The following is a 14863-nucleotide window of genomic DNA, read 5'->3' on the forward strand; positions in this document are numbered from 1 at the left end:
GCATCAAGGGGTGAGGCCGTGCCGGACGGTGGCCCGGGTCAGCGGCCGCTGGCCATTCCCGCGCGCGCTGGCTTCCAGCTGGTTCCTGAAACCGGGTGCGGCCTTGACCGGTGCCCGGTCTTCGGGCGGCTCGGGGGCCGGTGCGCCATCCGCACGCGCCTCGCCGGCCGTGGGGCTGGCCGCTGGGGCATCTGGCACTTCCGGCGGGCCGCCCGCTTCGGGCCGCCCGGAGCGGGTCTGCGCGTCCGCCGGCTCGCCCGCGCCCGCCTCGGCCTGCGGCGCGAGGGGCCAGGGGCCGAGCGGCGCCGATGGGTTCAGCGACGCCCAGCGGCCCGCATCGGCGACGGCCTGCCGCAGGGCCGACTCCAGTTGCGAGGCCCGCACGGCGCGCTGCACGAACAGGCCGTGATCGTCCATCACCGGCTGGTGGCGCACCGCGCGTTGCACATACAGGGACGAAGACACCGAGTCGCCGGGTGCGCCCAGATGGTCCATCGGGTTGTCCCGCGTGGAGCCCAGCAACAGCCCCTCAGGCCACTGCCCGGCGAATTCGGCGTGGGCCAGGTCGAGGCCAAGCCCGGCCCCCGCCGAGGCCATGCCCAGTTCCCCCGGGTAGGCCTGGGTCAGCGCGCCGATGGTGTAGGTCAGGGGCGGCTCGGCCGGTGAGAACGTCCACACGGCACCCGGTGCCGCAGGGGCCGACGCGCCCGGGGCTGCGCCGGCAATGGGCGAAGCCAACACCTGAGCAGCGGACGGCGTGGGCGCATCGGGCACGGTGGGGCGCGTGGGTGCCCCCGGGTCGGAGCCGTCCGTGGGTGGTTCCGGTTCCGGCGGAGGCGGTGGGGGTGGGGGTGGGGGTGGCGGAGGTTCGGGATCATCGGCGACCCCGTTCACCGTGACGGTCACGGTGGCCGTGGCCGTGCCACCCTGCCCGTCGCTGACGGTGTAACTGAAACTGGTGGTGCGGCTCTCGCCCGCCTCCAGGTCGTCGAAGGCCCCGTTGGGGTCGAAGCTGACCTGGCCCGTGGCGTCGATGCTGAACAGGCCACCCGCACTGCCGGGTGTGTTCGTCTGCACCACCGTGGCCAGCGTGTCGCCGTCCACATCGCTGTCGTTGCCCAGCACGTTGCCCAACACAGCGGGCGCCGCGTCCTCGGCCACCACGAACGCATCGTCGGCGGCCACCGGCGCGTCGTTCACATCGCGGAAGTCCAGATCGGTCACCAGAGGGACCGCGTTCGACCCGTCGGGCAGCAGGCCCGGCACGCCGCCCAGGTTCAGCGTGTCGGCCGTCCGGTTCTCATCGTTGGCGTCGAAGCCGTCGAGCGCATCGCTGCCCTCGAAGATGTCCAGCAGGCCGTCGCCATCGCTGTCGGTGGTGCCGGTGACCGAGACCGGCTGGCCATCGCCGCGCTCGGCCACGTCCTGCAGGCCGTCGTTGTCGCTGTCGGCATCCAGGACGTCGACCGCGCCATCGCTGTCGGTGTCCACCGGCGTCAGGCCTTCACCGGCGCCGGGGCTGCTCTCGTACGCGTCGTCCAGGCCATTGCCGTCGCTGTCGGTGCCCGAGGGCGCCACGTAGCCGGCGGTGGTCTGCGCCTCCACGTTGTCGGTCACGCCGTCGTCGTCGCTGTCCAGGTCCAGCGCGCCGCCAATGGGAATCGCCACCACGCCAAAGACCAGGCCCTGCGGGTCGTAGCCTGCGTAGGTCAGTTGCAGGGCTGCGGCCTCGGGGCTGATCTCAAAGAAGGTGTAGCCGCTGAAGCCCCCGGGGTTGGAGGTGATCACCGTCCCGCTCTGGCCCGGCGTGGTGGACTCCACACCATCGAGCAGCGCATAGAGGCCGGTGTTGAACACATCGGCGTTGTCCAGCACCACCAGGGTTTCGCTCGACGTGACGGTCGAGGTCTCGCTACCACCGCCCTGCCCCGCCAGGCCGATGACGTAGCGGTAGACGTAACCGCCCGAGCCCAGTGCTTCGGCCGAGGTGCCAAAGTCGATCTCGATCGTGCGGGGAAAGTCACCGATCAAATCCAGATACAGCGATGGCAAGGTGAGCGACTGCCCATACAGCTCCACGTCGGCGGTGGGCTGCGTCGGCTCCCAGAGCCGCCACTGATCGCCGGCGGTGTCGCCACTCAGCACCGTCACGGTGACGCCGCCACCGGGCAGCGTACCGGGCCCGGCGGGCTCCAGGGGCGCGAAACCCGACCCGGCCTCCAACTGGTCCGCCAGGGCCACCGTGGGAATCATCATCGATACCTCGGCGCTCTGGTATTCGGTGGTGTCCAGCATGCCGTCGCCGTCGTCGTCGATGTCCTGCGTGTTGGTCACGCCGTCCCCGTCGCTGTCGAGGTGAATGCTCACCGTGGCGGTGGTGTTTCCGCCCTGCCCGTCCGACACGGTGTAGGTGAAAGTCTCGGCCTCCGGCACGCCGGGCGCGGCGTCGTAGGACAGCATGCCGTCGGCATGGAAGGTGACGGTGCTGCCCGAGGGCAGGGTCACCGGCGTCTCCACCACCACGTCAGCACCGTTGATGCGGGTCAGGTTCAGCACGCCGTCGCCGGCATCGCTGTCGTTGGCCAGCACGTCCAGCACGGTGCTGGTCGGCCCCACCGTGAAGGCGTCGTCAATAGCCACCGGTGGGTCGGCGTTGACCGGCAGGATGGTCACGTTCACCGAGCCCAGCGCGGTTTCGCCGTCTGGGTTGGTGACCCGGTAGGTGAAGGTGTCGGTCATGGCGGTGACGCCATCGCCCATGATGGTGACCTGCCCGTTCGCTTCCAGCGTCACTGTGATCCCCGAGGGCAGTATGGCGATGTAGCCTGAGCTCATCGGCAGCTCCCCGATTTCCGTGATGGTCAGCGTGCCGCCCGAGAGGTCGGTGTCGTTGGCGGTCAGGTCCACCGTGATCGGCAGGTTGGCCGCCGTGGTCACCGTGTCGCTCTGCGCGATCACCTCGGTCTGCCCCGAGTCCGCGCGCACGAACAGCCAAGAGTCGAAGTGCACATCCCCAATGTCCGCGATGCCGATGCGCAGGGTGTTCGCCTGTCCGTACACCACGCTGAAGGTCAGCGGGATGGTGACGGTGAAGCCATTCATCTGCGTGTTGAGCACGCCGCCCGAGTTGTCCACGAACAGCGAGGGGTTGGCGCTTTCGTAGCTGGTGGAGGTGTGTTCGGGGTTGGGGTCGTTGGCCACATCCGATTCCATGCTGGTCGGGTTGACGTTGCCCGCGTCGTTGATGGTGTCGATGCCGACCGGCAGCCCGTTGGGCACCAGGGCCTGGTTCACACCGTTGACGTTGACGAGCACGGCGTCGCCGAAGGTCGAGTACACGTAGTCGTTGTAGTCCTCCGAGCCGAAGACGATCTCCAGTGTCATCTGGCCGGTGTCCCCGGCGCTGGCGCCCGGCGGCACGTCCGGCACGAACACCACGTCCAGGAACGAGGCGTCGAACGAGCCCAGGCCGTTCGACATGGCGTCGAAGGTCGGGTCGCCGTCCACGCCATCGGGCGCGTCCACGCTGTAGAAGTCGTCGTCGTTGGGGCCGGCCACGCTGTCGATGTTGTCCGAGGTGGTGAACACCACGCCGGAATTGAAGCCCAGGGCAAACGGATCGAAACTGGCGCCCGACCCTGTGGTGAAGGTGCCCGCCTGGTCCGCGCCGCCGCTGTAGGTGGCCGACACGATGCTCACGCCATTGCCCAGAATGGTTTCCGCCAGCCCCACGGCGCCCACCGTGCCCACGGGCGTGAGCGTCAGGTCCAGCGCGTGCAGCCAGTTCTGGGGCGCCAGCTCGGCGGTGTCCACCGTGCCCAGCTGCGCCTCCAGCGTCCAGTCGCCGCCCAGCTCGGTGTGGCCGGTGGCGTCGGTCGAGGCGGCGACGTCCGCACCGCTGAGGTCGGCCCACAGAGACAGGGCCTGCTGGCCTTCGGCGCCCGCAGCGTAGTCGCAGGCGTAGATGAGGATGTCACCCTCGGGCGACAGGGCCTGCCCGATGATCAGCAGGTCGTCGCGGTGCAGCGCCTCCATGGAATCCACGGTCACAGCCCCGCTGCCCAGGGACAGGCTGCCGCTGTCGCCGTGGCTCACGATGTGGATGGCGTCGATACCGGTGCGACCGTCCAGCGCGTTGGCGATCTGGTCGATGCCGTCCTCGTCCAGGTTCAACACGATCACCTCGCGCCCGGGCGCGGTGAAGGCGGCAGGGTCGGGCACCCGGGCGTCCACGAACACCAGCTCCTGGCGCTCGGGGGTGTCGGTCGATGCACTGTCGGTGGCGGTGTCGGTGGTTTCGCTGGACGGCGCGGGGGACTCGACCGGCTGCTGGGTGTCGGTTTCGGTGGTGGCGACGCTGGCGTCGCTTTCGGGCTCTGCCCCAACCCCGGTTTCGGCGCCTGCTTCGGTATCGACATCGGTGCCGGTGTCCGACCTGGTGTCGTCATCGGACACCGCGACCGCCGGTACCGGCGGTTCGTCTTCAGTGTCGTTCGGAGCGGGCGCGGGTTCCGGCGCCGGCGATTCCGGCTCGGCCACCTCCACCGGCTCGGGCGCCTCGACCGAGGCCGGCTCCTGCTCGATCACGGTGGGGGCGAGGGCCCCGTCAAAAACAATGCGGGGCTCCAGCACCCATGCTGTGCTCACAGCTCTGGGCGGCGTGCGCCGCGGGGTGGGCGATGCGTTGGCCGCGACCGCGCGGGCAACACCGACCCCGGGCACGGCGCCGCCGCTGCCCAAGTCTTCCAACCCTCGTGTCTTGCGTGTCTGATCCATGCGTGTGGCCTTGCGTCGGCTCCAAACCGCCCCATGCAGACCATGGGGTGCGCCAGCGCAGTTTCCCTCTCAGCATGATGCCCCCGGCCAGCGCACCCGATCCATCCATAAGACCGCTAAAACACACCCAACTCCTTGTTTTTGCTTACAAAATTCCAGCGCACCTCAGCCACCGGAGAGCGCGGCCGAACTGCGTCGCACCATGTCCAGAAAAGCCAGCAGCGCGGGGTGGTGCCCCCCGTCTTTGGAGAGGCAGTGGGTGTCGTAGGGCAGCAGCGGGCGGGCCAGCGGGCGAAACACCACCCCCGGCAGGCCGGCCTGCTGCAGCGCCGCCGGCACCAGGCCCACGCCCAGCCCCTGCGCGATGACCGACACCACGCTCAGCCAGTGCCGCAGCTCAAACGCCAAAGAAGGCTCGAAGCCCGCGTCCGCACAGGCGGCGAGGATGCGGTCGTGGTAATCGGGCGAGACGGCGCGCATCACGATGGCGAAAGCCTCGCCCTTCAAGCGCTCCAGCGGCAGCACCGCTTCGCCCGCGAGCGGGTGCCCCGCCGGCAGGCAGGCCATGAACGGCTGACTGGACACCAGGATCTGCGAAAACCCCGCCGGCACGCGCGTGGTGTGCACGAAACCCAGGTCCAGCCTGTCGTGCACCAGCTCCACCAGTTGCTCGCTGCTGCTGAGTTCGCGCAGTGCCAGCCGCAGCCGGGGGTGCGCGGCGGCAAAGTCGCGCAGCACCTGTGGCAGGCCGCGGTAGAGCACGGTGCCGGCAAAGCCGATCTGCAACTGCCCGGCGAGCCCCTGCCCCACGTCGCGCGCCTCGCGCGCCGCCAGCGCCGCCTGCTCCAGCAGGGCCTGCGCGCGCGGCAGAAACGCCAGCCCGGCCGCCGTGAGCGCCACGCCGCGGCTGTTGCGCTCGAACAGGCGCGCCCCCACCGAGGCTTCGAGCTGCTGGATGTTCATCGACAGCGGCGGCTGCGTCATGGCCAGCCGCTGGGCCGCGCGGCCAAAGTGCAACTCTTCGGCGAGCACGGTGAAACAGCGCAGGTGGCGGAATTCCATAAATATGCAATACGTATTGATCAATCGGCAATCAATATTAGACAGCTATTCATGCGGCGCCGACAATCGGCCTCAACCCCCTCTTCCAACCCGCCCCGGAGACACCCCATGGCCAGCCCCAAAAACACCTTCAACTGGGAAGACCCGTTCCACCTGTCCGCTCAACTCACCGACGACGAGCGCCAGGTGCAGGACGCGGCCCGCGCCTACTGTCAGGAAAAACTGCTGCCCCGCGTCACCGAAGCCTTCCGCCACGAGAAGACCGACGTGGCCATCTTCCGCGAGATGGGCGAGCTGGGCCTGCTCGGCCCCACCATTCCCGAGCAGTACGGCGGCGCCGGCCTGAACTACGTCTGCTACGGCCTGGTGGCGCGCGAAGTGGAGCGCGTGGACTCCGGCTACCGCAGCATGATGAGCGTGCAAAGCTCGCTGGTCATGGTGCCGATCAACGAGTTCGGCACCGAAGCCCAGAAGCAGAAATACCTGCCCAAGCTCGCCACCGGCGAGTGGATCGGCTGCTTTGGCCTGACCGAACCCAACCACGGCAGCGACCCCGGCAGCATGGTCACCCGCGCCAAGAAGGTGGACGGCGGCTACAGCCTCTCCGGCGCCAAGATGTGGATCACCAACAGCCCGATCGCCGACGTGTTCGTGGTCTGGGCCAAGGACGACGGCGGCCAGATCCGCGGCTTCATCCTCGAAAAAGGCTGGAAAGGCCTGAGCGCCCCGGCGATCCACAGCAAGGTCGGCCTGCGCGCCAGCATCACCGGCGAGATCGTGCTCGACGAAGTGTTCTGCCCCGAAGAAAACGCCTTCCCGGATGTGCGCGGCCTCAAAGGCCCGTTCACCTGCCTGAACAGCGCGCGCTACGGCATCGCCTGGGGCGCGCTCGGCGCGGCCGAAGACTGCTACTTCCGCGCCCGCCAATACGTGCTGGACCGCCAGCAGTTCGGCCGCCCGCTCGCCGCCAACCAGCTGATCCAGAAAAAACTGGCCGACATGCTGACCGAGATCAGCCTGGGCCTGCAGGGCTGCCTGCGCCTGGGCCACATGAAGGACGAAGGCACGGCCGCCGTGGAAATCACCAGCATCCTCAAGCGCAACAGCTGCGGCAAGGCGCTCGACATCGCCCGCATGGCGCGCGACATGATGGGCGGCAACGGCATCAGCGATGAATTCGGCGTGGCCCGCCATCTGGTGAACCTGGAGGTGGTGAACACCTATGAGGGCACTCACGATGTGCATGCGCTGATCCTGGGGCGGGCGATCACGGGGATTGCGGCGTTTGCGAATTGATCGGGTTCGCAATCAGCAACAAGAAGGGCTGCCAGTGGCAGCCCTTCTTGTTAGGCGACCGGATGCGGCATAACAAAGTCAGCTGGCTCTTGAAGGGCGTTTCTGTCCACCCATTAAGTTGGATTTCTTGCCGCGCCCGACAAGTGTGCCGGCTTGTTTCATCTGGGCGGCGTTACGCTGAGACGCTTCTGATTTGCCCATCCACACACAGTTGTCAGATGTGAACCCTTTACCCTTGTCGAGGCGAGCGAGCACCTGACCCTTTTCGGACGGCTGCCCCACGTCTTTGAGAAACTTGTGAAAGTCTGCCCAGCCCGGGTGCAGCGCGACCCCTGGAACGAAGTCCTTGCTGTTGGGGTTGGTCACGCAATGGACGATGCGGCTCCAAGCTTTATACGCAGGTGTCCTGCTGACAGCATGCCCTGGCTTGGATGGGGCTGTGACATCCAGACGCCCAGACCGCAGGCGACCTTTGGCAGCCTCGAACGAGATCCCCCTTGTGTTGGCAACATGATTCGCCGCTTCACGAATGGTCGTGAACTTGAGACCATCCACAACGGTTTCGCGCCCCATGGCTCCTCCGCTACCGCCACCGGGAGAGATGTTGAAGCCTTTGGGAACGAGAGTTTCGAGCCGGACAATCCAATGTCGCTCCTTGCTTTCCAGGTCCAGCTTGGTGGTACCCGTATCAACAACCCTCACACTGAACTCGGCTTCGCCGTGTGTGCGTATCGCAGCATGCAGGGATTCGAGGCTCTTGATGTGTCGCGCCCGGGCTTGCTCAATGTGCTGCCTCCATCGCTTGATGTGAGAGACAACGGTCAGGCCTACATACCGGCGACCGGTTGGCACATGCTCAACCACATAGATAGTGCCGTTTGCATAGCCCGGGTTCGGTACACGGACAAATGCGTCCTCGGGCGTCATCCCCGAAGCAATCCAACGCGCTAGAGTGTGGCTGGAAGCAACGGGTTTCAATTTGCGGACGGCGGCTTCCATGTTGGGGTAGATCAACCCGTGAACAGTGACTGGGTTTGTTCGACGTTCGGATCGCAGGGATACTCCCGACAGCACTAGTTCGGCGCTCATGCCGGCTTCACGGCGTTTGAGAGCGTTCCAGTAGTCGATGCCTTTCCGGAAACACTCGGCCTTTAACGAATCGAGATGTTGATTCTCTTTCGCGCAATGAGGACAACCAGTACCTCGCAAATGGTTGCTCGGCGTCTGATGAAAGCTGCCGTGCCTTGGGCAGATGAACTCCCCCTTTCGGGCCATGCCTTGGTACTTGAATCGGTCGTAGATGTAGGCGTTGCCATGTACGGCGATTGCGCGCGCCACAAAATGATTCTGTGTATGTTCCTCGGCCTTGAACTCACCCCTGAGGGCGGCAGGGCCAGACAACTTGTTCGACAGGCACTTCGGGCAGCCAACGTGGCCGTTCATATGGGCAGAAGCGCTCTGGTCAAACCAGTGGTCGTGAACCTTGCATCGGATGGACACCTTGTCTGTGGTTTTGACCGTCTCCGATACCAGGCTGTAGTCGAACCGCGAACTGTGCGCCGCAGTGCATCGCTCAAGGAAATGCGTCAGACCTTTTCGATTGCTCTCGAAGTAGCAGTGTCTACAACCCACGCCATTTATGTGGTGACTAGGCTGGAGTTCGAACGGGCCGTGTGCACGACAGACTATTTCGATTTTTTCCTTCGCTCCCCGGTAACGGACCTGGCTGTAGTCATAGCGGTCACCGTGAACGCGTTTGAAATCCGCGATCACTTCTAACTGAGAGCGCTTCTTTGGCATGTAGTTGGAACGTGTGAGCGTTGGGGGTCTTGCCTTTGCCCACGCTCATCGCTTAAACAATCGTTTGAGCAGCAGCGTCTGAAAATCCTGCGTCTGCCCGGCCACTGCGTACACATAGGTATTGCCGTCGATTTGCCGGTACAGGATGCGGTGGTGCGAACTCAGGATGGTTCGGTAGTCCGTCATGCCCACGCTGGCGAGCAAGGGAATCACCGGGCCGGTGATGAAACCCGTGTCCACCTGCGCGAGCTGGTCAAAGATGTCTTGTTCAGCGGCGATCCAGAGCTCGGGCGTCCAGCGTTCCAGCATGTAGTCCTGCAGATCGAGCAGGTCGGCCTGCGCGTCCGGCAGGATGACGATGGCCATGGCGTTCAGCGCTGCTGGCGCCGTTGTGCCAACTGTGCGCGGGACTCCTCCACCGAGAGCCCTAGGCCGGCCTGCCGGTCTTTTTCCCCCAGGGCCAGCAGCTTGAGCAGGGCGATCAGGTCTTCCTTTTCCTGGTACTGCTGCACGCCCTCGATCACCATGGCGGCTTCACCGTTCTGGGTGATGATGAACGGAGCGCCGGTGGCGGCCACCTCTTCAGAGATCTGGGCGGCGTGGCTCTTGAGGTAGGAGATGGATCGGATGTGTTCGCGGGCTTGCATGGCGCCTCCTTGGGGTGGACTGAATCTATCCCCGTATTTGGTCCCAGTCAAGTTTTCGCCGGTGGCCAGAACACCGTTCATCCCGCGCGGACGTTGCTGGAATGGCGCGCAGCCACCGCCAAAGGCTTGGCCAGATACCGCACCAGCCCGATGCGCCCAAGCTTGGGCTCCATGTACTCGGTGAACCCCGCCGCTTCGTAGGCGCGTCGGGCGGCCAGGTTGTGATCGTCCACGCAGAGCGCGAGCAGTGAGCAGGTCGGCCAGTGTTCCGCCAGCCAGGCCTCCACCAGGGCCAGCGCGCGCCGGCCGTGGCCTTTGCCCTGTTCGCGGCTGTCGATGCGCATGGCCCTGAGGGCGACGGCGCCGGCTGGCGCCCACTCCGGCAGCCGGGAGCCCCGGCAGAGCACCACGAACCCCACCGGCGCACCGGCTTGAAGCACGGCCAGGCCGGCCACGTCGTCAGGGCTAGCGCCCTCGCCCACCGCGACGGCCTGCGCCATCGTTCCGGCGAATTCGATCTGCTCCTGTGAAATGTGCAGGGCCAGCACGGATTGCTGCTGTTCGCTGGTGAGCGCCTGCCAGCGCGTGAGTTGAAGTGGGGTGGTGGTCATGTCGGGTCGAGAAGGGGAAGCGCCAGCCTGAACACCCAGTACACGGCAATCCCCATCTGCACACCGAAGGCGGTGAACCGGGCCGTCACGGCGGCGGGTGAGGTCGAGGCGAGGTGGATGAGGGACTGGACGACCCGAGCCGCGAGCAACGCCCAGGCCAGCGGGTCGGTGACGGCGGAGCGGTCCGCGACCGTGGCGATCAGCATGAGCCCGCCGAAGATGGGCAGACCTTCGAGGCAGTTCGCGTGCGCCCGGGCCAGGCGCTGCATGAAGGGCGAGAGGTTCGAGTTCTCCGGGTTGAAGCCGTTGGCGGGCACGGCACCCGAGAGCACGAGCCAGGAGCGGATGCCCTCCATGAGCACCAGCAGGCACAGGGTCCAGGCGATGAATCCGAGAAGGGCTTGCAGTGTGACGGTCATGGAACGGCTCCCGGCTGATGGCGTGGGCGACCTGCCACGGCAACCATGCAGCCTGACGAAATGTATCCGCCAGGCCCAACGCTGGCACACATTCTGTTAGCTTGGCGGACATGGCTCTTTCGCTCGATTTCCTTGCCCTGCCCTTGATGGTGGCTGCGTCGCTGGTGTTCATCAGCGTGCTGGCCGGTGTGTTGTCCACGCGCAAGGGGTTTTCCTTTCTGCTGGTGTTCCTGCTGGTGGGCACGCTGGCGGGTGAGGACGGCCCGGGCGGGCTGGTGTTCGACGACTTCCGCCTGGCCTTCTGGGTGGGCAACGTGGCGCTGGCGGTGATCCTGCTCGACGGCGGGCTGCGCACCGACTTCACCACGTTTCGCACCGGTTTGAAGCCTTCGCTGCTGCTGGCCACGCTGGGCGTGGTGGTGTGCACCGCCATCACCGGGGCAGCGGCGCACTGGCTGCTGGACCTGAGCTGGCCGCTGGCGCTGCTGGTGGGCGCCATCGTCGGCTCCACCGACGCGGCCGCCGTGTTTTCGCTGCTTAAGTCGTCCGGCGTGCGGCTCAACGAGCGCGTGGCCGCCACGCTGGAGATCGAGTCCGGCATGAACGACCCGATGGCGGTCTACCTCACGCTCACGTTCATTGGTGTGGCACTGGCCGCGGCGGCGGCCCCCGGTCAGGCCGGCGGGCTGGACGCGGTGGAGGTGCTGCGCACGCTGCTGCAGCAGTTTGGCTGGGGCGCCGCCCTGGGGCTGTGCAGCGGTTTCGCCCTGGCCGAGCTGCTCCAGCGCCTGGGCCGTGGCACCTACGGCAGCGGGGGCATCCGCGCGCTGCTGGTGGTGTCGGGCGGGCTGGCGGTGTTCGGCGCCACCACCTGGCTTGGCGGCTCGGGCTTCCTGGCGGTGTACGCCATGGGCGTGATCACCGGCAATCGGGCGCGGCGCCAGGTGCGTGCGGTGCTCTCGGCCATGGACGGCTACGCCTGGCTGTCGCAGGCGGGCATGTTCCTGCTGCTGGGCCTGCTGGTCACGCCGTCCGCGCTGCTGCGCACGCTGTGGCCGGCGCTGGGCGTGTCGCTGGTGCTGATGCTGGTGGCCCGACCGCTGTCGGTCTGGCTCTGCCTGGCGCCGCTGCGTTTCAACGTGCGCGAGATGACCTTCATTTCCTGGGTGGGCCTGCGCGGCGCGGTGCCGATCGTGCTGGCGGTGTTCCCGCTGATGGCGGGCGCGCCCGATGCGCCGATCTTTTTCAACGTGGCCTTTGTGGTGGTGCTCACCTCGCTGCTGCTGCAGGGCTCGACCATCGCCTGGAGCGCGACCCGTCTGGGCGTGACCCTGCCCGACCCGACGGACGCGGCGCAGGCCCGGCTGGTGTACGGCGACTTCGTGATCGACGCGGGCACCCCCATGGACCAGTTGTGCGCGTTCTATGGCCTGCCCGTGCCCGCCGAGCCCGCGCAGACCCTGGGCCAGTGGCTGAACGACGAGCTCAACCGCCCTCCGGTGGCGGGCGACAGCGCGATGCTCGGCGCGGCCGAACTGAGCGTGCGCCTGATGGATGGCGCCCAGATCGCGCAGGTGGGCATCAAATTGGGGTGACCGTTCATCGGAATATTACCCGGGTTTAATTGACAAACCATTTGTACCCGGGTAATAATTCGGCATGCTCACGCCCGAATTCCCCATCCCCGCACCGGCCCCCACGGCCTGGATCGCCTTTGACGGCCACACCCGCCTCGCCCATGGCGCCCCCCACGACGTGGCGGCCACGCTCCACGCCCTGGCCGGGCGCACGCCCACCCTGCAGCCGCTGGTGTTCGACGACCGCAGCAGCCAGCGCATCGAACTGAACCTGCGTGCCCCCCTGGCCACCCTGCTGGACAGCCTGCCCGCCGAACCGGCCGAACCGATGGACCCACCGGCCGAGCCCCAGCGTGGGCCGGGGCGCCCCAAGCTGGGCGTGACCGCCCGCGAGGTGACGCTGTTGCCGCGCCACTGGGACTGGCTGGCCAGCCAGCCCGGGGGCGCCTCGGTGGCGCTGCGCAAGCTGGTGCAACGGGCCATGCGCGAGAGCCGCGAGCGCGACCAGGCGCGCGAGGCCACCGAGGCTGCATACCGTTTCATGTCGGTCCTGGCCAGCAGCCTGCCCGGCTTCGAGGAAGCCAGCCGGGCGCTGTTTGCGGGCGAGCTGGTGCGGCTGGAGCACCTCGTGGCCTCCTGGCCCGCCGACGTGCGCGATCACCTGCTCACGCTGGCGCGGCGCGCCCTCGCCCCGCTGCCGGACGCGGCGCAACAGACCGCTTGAATCCGCGGGCCGCGTTGACATCCATGGGGCGACCCACTACATTACTGACCAGTCAGTCATTAGATAAATGAATACTCCCCCCATCACCACCAAACGCGAACGCCGCAAGGAGGCGCGCCCAGGCGAACTGCTGGACGCCGCGCTGGCCCTGTTCGTGGAAAAGGGCTTTGCCGCCACGCGGGTGGAAGAGGTCGCGGCGCGCGCGGGCGTGTCCAAAGGCACGCTGTTCCTGTATTTCCCGAGCAAGGAAGACCTGTTCAAGGCGGTGGTGCGCGAGACCATCGCCGGGCGTTTCACCGAATGGAACGAGGAACTGGAGGCCTTCGACGGCAGCAGCGCCGAACTGGTGCGCTATTGCATGCGGTCCTGGTGGGAGCGCATCGGCATGACGGCCGCTTCGGGCATTACCAAGCTGGTGATGAGCGAGGCCGGCATGTTCCCCGAAATCGCGGCGTTCTACCAGCAGGAAGTGATCGGCCCCGGCCACGACCTGCTCAAACGCGTGCTGCAGCGCGGCATCGACCGTGGTGAATTCCGGCCCATGGAGCTCGAATACGCGATCTACAGCCTGATCGCGCCCATGATCTTCCTGCTGATGTGGAAACATTCCATGGCGCCGTGCTGCCCGCCGAGCCAGCAGATCGACCCCGTAGGTTTCATTGACAGCCAGGTCAGCCTGCTGCTGCACGGCATGCTGGCCCAGCCCGCCGCACCAGCCACCGAAACCCCCAGCCGCACCGCCGCACCATGAACCACCCCTCTACCCGTTCTTCCTGGATCAAATGGCTGCTGCTGGCCGCGCTGGTGCTGGCTGTGGCACTCGGCCTGCTGCGCGCGTTCAACAAACGCCAGACGCAGACCGAAGCCGCCACCACGGCGGCCAAGGCCCTGCAGCAGGCCCCGGTGTACGAACTCTCGCCACAGGACGTGGCGCGCGTGCAGACGCTGGCGCTGAGCCAGGCGGTGGGGGTCTCGGGTTCGCTCAAGGCGCTGCAGACCGCGGCGATCAAGGCGCGCGTGGCCGGTGAGGTGCAGGGACTGGACAAGCGCGAAGGCGAAACGGTGCGCGCCGGCGAAGTGGTGGCCCGCATCGACAGCACCGAGGCGCAGGCGCGCGTGCGCCAGGCTGGGCAACAGGCCCAGGCCGCGCTGGCGCAGGTGAGCATTGCCCGCCGCGCGCTGGAGAACAACCAGTCGCTGGTGAAGCAGGGTTTCATTTCGGCCACCGCGCTGGAGACCAGCAGCAACAACCTGGCCGCCGCCGAGGCCAACCACCAGGCCGCGCTGGCCGCGCTGGACATCGCGCGCAAGGCGCTGGGCGACACCACGCTGCGCTCGCCGCTGACTGGCCAGGTCTCGGCCCGGCTGGTGCAGAACGGCGAACGCGTGGGCCTGGACGCCCGCATCCTGGAAGTGGTCGATCTCTCGGGCTTCGAACTGGAAGCCGCGCTCGCCCCGGCCGACGCCATGAGCGTGGTCGCCGGCCAGAAAGCCCAGCTCAGCGTGGAAGGCCTGGCCCAGCCGGTGGACGCCCCCGTGGCACGCATCAACCCCAGCGTGCAGGCGGGCAGCCGCAGCGTGCTGGTCTACCTGCGCGTGCCCGCCGTGACCGGCATGCGCCAGGGCCTGTTCGCGCAAGGCCAGATCGTCACCGGCGAGCTGAACGCGCCAGCGGTGCCCCTCTCGGCCGTGCGCAACGACAAGCCGCAGCCCTATATCCAGATCGTCCAGGACGGCAAGATCGCCCACGTGCCCGTCACGCTGGGCCGGCAGGGCCTGCTCGACGGCGAACCCATGCTGGTGATCGACGGGGTGAAGTCGGCGCCCGTGGGCACCACGCTGCTGCGCGTGCAGGCCGGCCTGATCCGCGAAGGCACGGCCGTGAAGCTCGCGCCCACCGCGAGCACAGCCGCGACGCCGGCCGCTGCCACCGCGGCCTCCCACTGAGCGC

Annotated in this window: 12 protein-coding genes; 5 read left to right on the forward strand and 7 right to left on the reverse strand. The window is 67.2% G+C overall.

The window, feature by feature from the left end; genetic code table 11:
- Positions 1–3: 3 nt before the first annotated feature.
- Complete coding sequence (locus tag HTA01S_RS14820; RefSeq protein ID WP_157572119.1) at positions 4–4776, reverse strand: DUF4347 domain-containing protein; 4773 nt, start codon at positions 4774–4776, stop codon at positions 4–6.
- Between the two features lie 165 nt (positions 4777–4941).
- On the reverse strand, positions 4942–5838 hold the full coding sequence (locus HTA01S_RS14825) for a LysR family transcriptional regulator (RefSeq protein WP_068173177.1): 897 nt from the start codon (positions 5836–5838) through the stop codon (positions 4942–4944).
- Between the two features lie 108 nt (positions 5839–5946).
- On the opposite strand from HTA01S_RS14825, the gene HTA01S_RS14830 reads away from it, so the two are divergent.
- The gene (locus HTA01S_RS14830) at positions 5947–7134 is read left to right on the forward strand and encodes an acyl-CoA dehydrogenase (protein WP_068173181.1); all 1188 of its coding nucleotides are present in this window, start codon (positions 5947–5949) and stop codon (positions 7132–7134) included.
- A gap of 78 nt (positions 7135–7212) precedes the next feature.
- Here HTA01S_RS14830 and HTA01S_RS24755 read toward each other — a convergent pair whose 3' ends face one another.
- The 5 genes from HTA01S_RS24755 to HTA01S_RS14855 form a co-directional block, all read right to left on the reverse strand.
- The gene (locus tag HTA01S_RS24755; protein ID WP_084236127.1) at positions 7213–8934 is read right to left on the reverse strand and encodes a GIY-YIG nuclease family protein; all 1722 of its coding nucleotides are present in this window, start codon (positions 8932–8934) and stop codon (positions 7213–7215) included.
- A 45-nt stretch (positions 8935–8979) separates the two neighbouring features.
- On the reverse strand, positions 8980–9300 hold the full coding sequence (locus tag HTA01S_RS14840; RefSeq protein WP_068173186.1) for a type II toxin-antitoxin system RelE/ParE family toxin: 321 nt from the start codon (positions 9298–9300) through the stop codon (positions 8980–8982).
- Between the two features lie 5 nt (positions 9301–9305).
- Positions 9306–9581, reverse strand: a complete 276-nt coding sequence (locus HTA01S_RS14845; protein ID WP_068173189.1) for a type II toxin-antitoxin system Phd/YefM family antitoxin — start codon at positions 9579–9581, stop codon at positions 9306–9308.
- A 77-nt stretch (positions 9582–9658) separates the two neighbouring features.
- Positions 9659–10192 (reverse strand): GNAT family N-acetyltransferase, encoded by a 534-nt coding sequence (locus HTA01S_RS14850; RefSeq protein WP_068173192.1) that lies wholly within the window; start codon positions 10190–10192, stop codon positions 9659–9661.
- A complete protein-coding gene (locus tag HTA01S_RS14855; RefSeq protein ID WP_068173194.1) occupies positions 10189–10611 on the reverse strand; it encodes an MAPEG family protein in 423 nt (140 codons plus the stop codon). Before HTA01S_RS14855 ends, HTA01S_RS14850 begins: the two co-directional genes overlap by 4 nt.
- A gap of 110 nt (positions 10612–10721) precedes the next feature.
- On the opposite strand from HTA01S_RS14855, the gene HTA01S_RS14860 reads away from it, so the two are divergent.
- From HTA01S_RS14860 to HTA01S_RS14875, 4 genes are all read left to right on the forward strand, one after another.
- A complete protein-coding gene (locus HTA01S_RS14860) occupies positions 10722–12206 on the forward strand; it encodes a potassium/proton antiporter (protein WP_068173196.1) in 1485 nt (494 codons plus the stop codon).
- Between the two features lie 64 nt (positions 12207–12270).
- On the forward strand, positions 12271–12912 hold the full coding sequence (locus HTA01S_RS14865; RefSeq protein WP_068173199.1) for a DUF2239 family protein: 642 nt from the start codon (positions 12271–12273) through the stop codon (positions 12910–12912).
- A gap of 67 nt (positions 12913–12979) precedes the next feature.
- Entirely contained in the window at positions 12980–13663 is a 684-nt protein-coding gene (locus HTA01S_RS14870; RefSeq protein ID WP_068173202.1) for a TetR/AcrR family transcriptional regulator, read from the forward strand.
- Positions 13660–14859 carry an efflux RND transporter periplasmic adaptor subunit gene (locus HTA01S_RS14875; protein ID WP_068173205.1) on the forward strand — a complete coding sequence of 400 codons (1200 nt, stop codon included), beginning with the start codon at positions 13660–13662 and terminating at the stop codon, positions 14857–14859. Before HTA01S_RS14870 ends, HTA01S_RS14875 begins: the two co-directional genes overlap by 4 nt.
- Positions 14860–14863 lie beyond the last annotated feature (4 nt).

The sequence above is a fragment of the Hydrogenophaga taeniospiralis CCUG 15921 genome (genome assembly GCF_001592305.1).
Classification (GTDB): Bacteria; Pseudomonadota; Gammaproteobacteria; order Burkholderiales; family Burkholderiaceae_C; genus Hydrogenophaga; species Hydrogenophaga taeniospiralis.

Coding starts and splice junctions, on each gene's coding strand:
- HTA01S_RS14820 (WP_157572119.1), bottom strand. CDS start 4,776: ATGGATCAGACACGCAAGACACGAGGGTTGGAAGACTTGGGCAGCGGC.
- HTA01S_RS14825 (WP_068173177.1), bottom strand. CDS start 5,838: ATGGAATTCCGCCACCTGCGCTGTTTCACCGTGCTCGCCGAAGAGTTG.
- HTA01S_RS14830 (WP_068173181.1), top strand. CDS start 5,947: ATGGCCAGCCCCAAAAACACCTTCAACTGGGAAGACCCGTTCCACCTG.
- HTA01S_RS24755 (WP_084236127.1), bottom strand. CDS start 8,934: ATGCCAAAGAAGCGCTCTCAGTTAGAAGTGATCGCGGATTTCAAACGC.
- HTA01S_RS14840 (WP_068173186.1), bottom strand. CDS start 9,300: ATGGCCATCGTCATCCTGCCGGACGCGCAGGCCGACCTGCTCGATCTG.
- HTA01S_RS14845 (WP_068173189.1), bottom strand. CDS start 9,581: ATGCAAGCCCGCGAACACATCCGATCCATCTCCTACCTCAAGAGCCAC.
- HTA01S_RS14850 (WP_068173192.1), bottom strand. CDS start 10,192: ATGACCACCACCCCACTTCAACTCACGCGCTGGCAGGCGCTCACCAGC.
- HTA01S_RS14855 (WP_068173194.1), bottom strand. CDS start 10,611: ATGACCGTCACACTGCAAGCCCTTCTCGGATTCATCGCCTGGACCCTG.
- HTA01S_RS14860 (WP_068173196.1), top strand. CDS start 10,722: ATGGCTCTTTCGCTCGATTTCCTTGCCCTGCCCTTGATGGTGGCTGCG.
- HTA01S_RS14865 (WP_068173199.1), top strand. CDS start 12,271: ATGCTCACGCCCGAATTCCCCATCCCCGCACCGGCCCCCACGGCCTGG.
- HTA01S_RS14870 (WP_068173202.1), top strand. CDS start 12,980: ATGAATACTCCCCCCATCACCACCAAACGCGAACGCCGCAAGGAGGCG.
- HTA01S_RS14875 (WP_068173205.1), top strand. CDS start 13,660: ATGAACCACCCCTCTACCCGTTCTTCCTGGATCAAATGGCTGCTGCTG.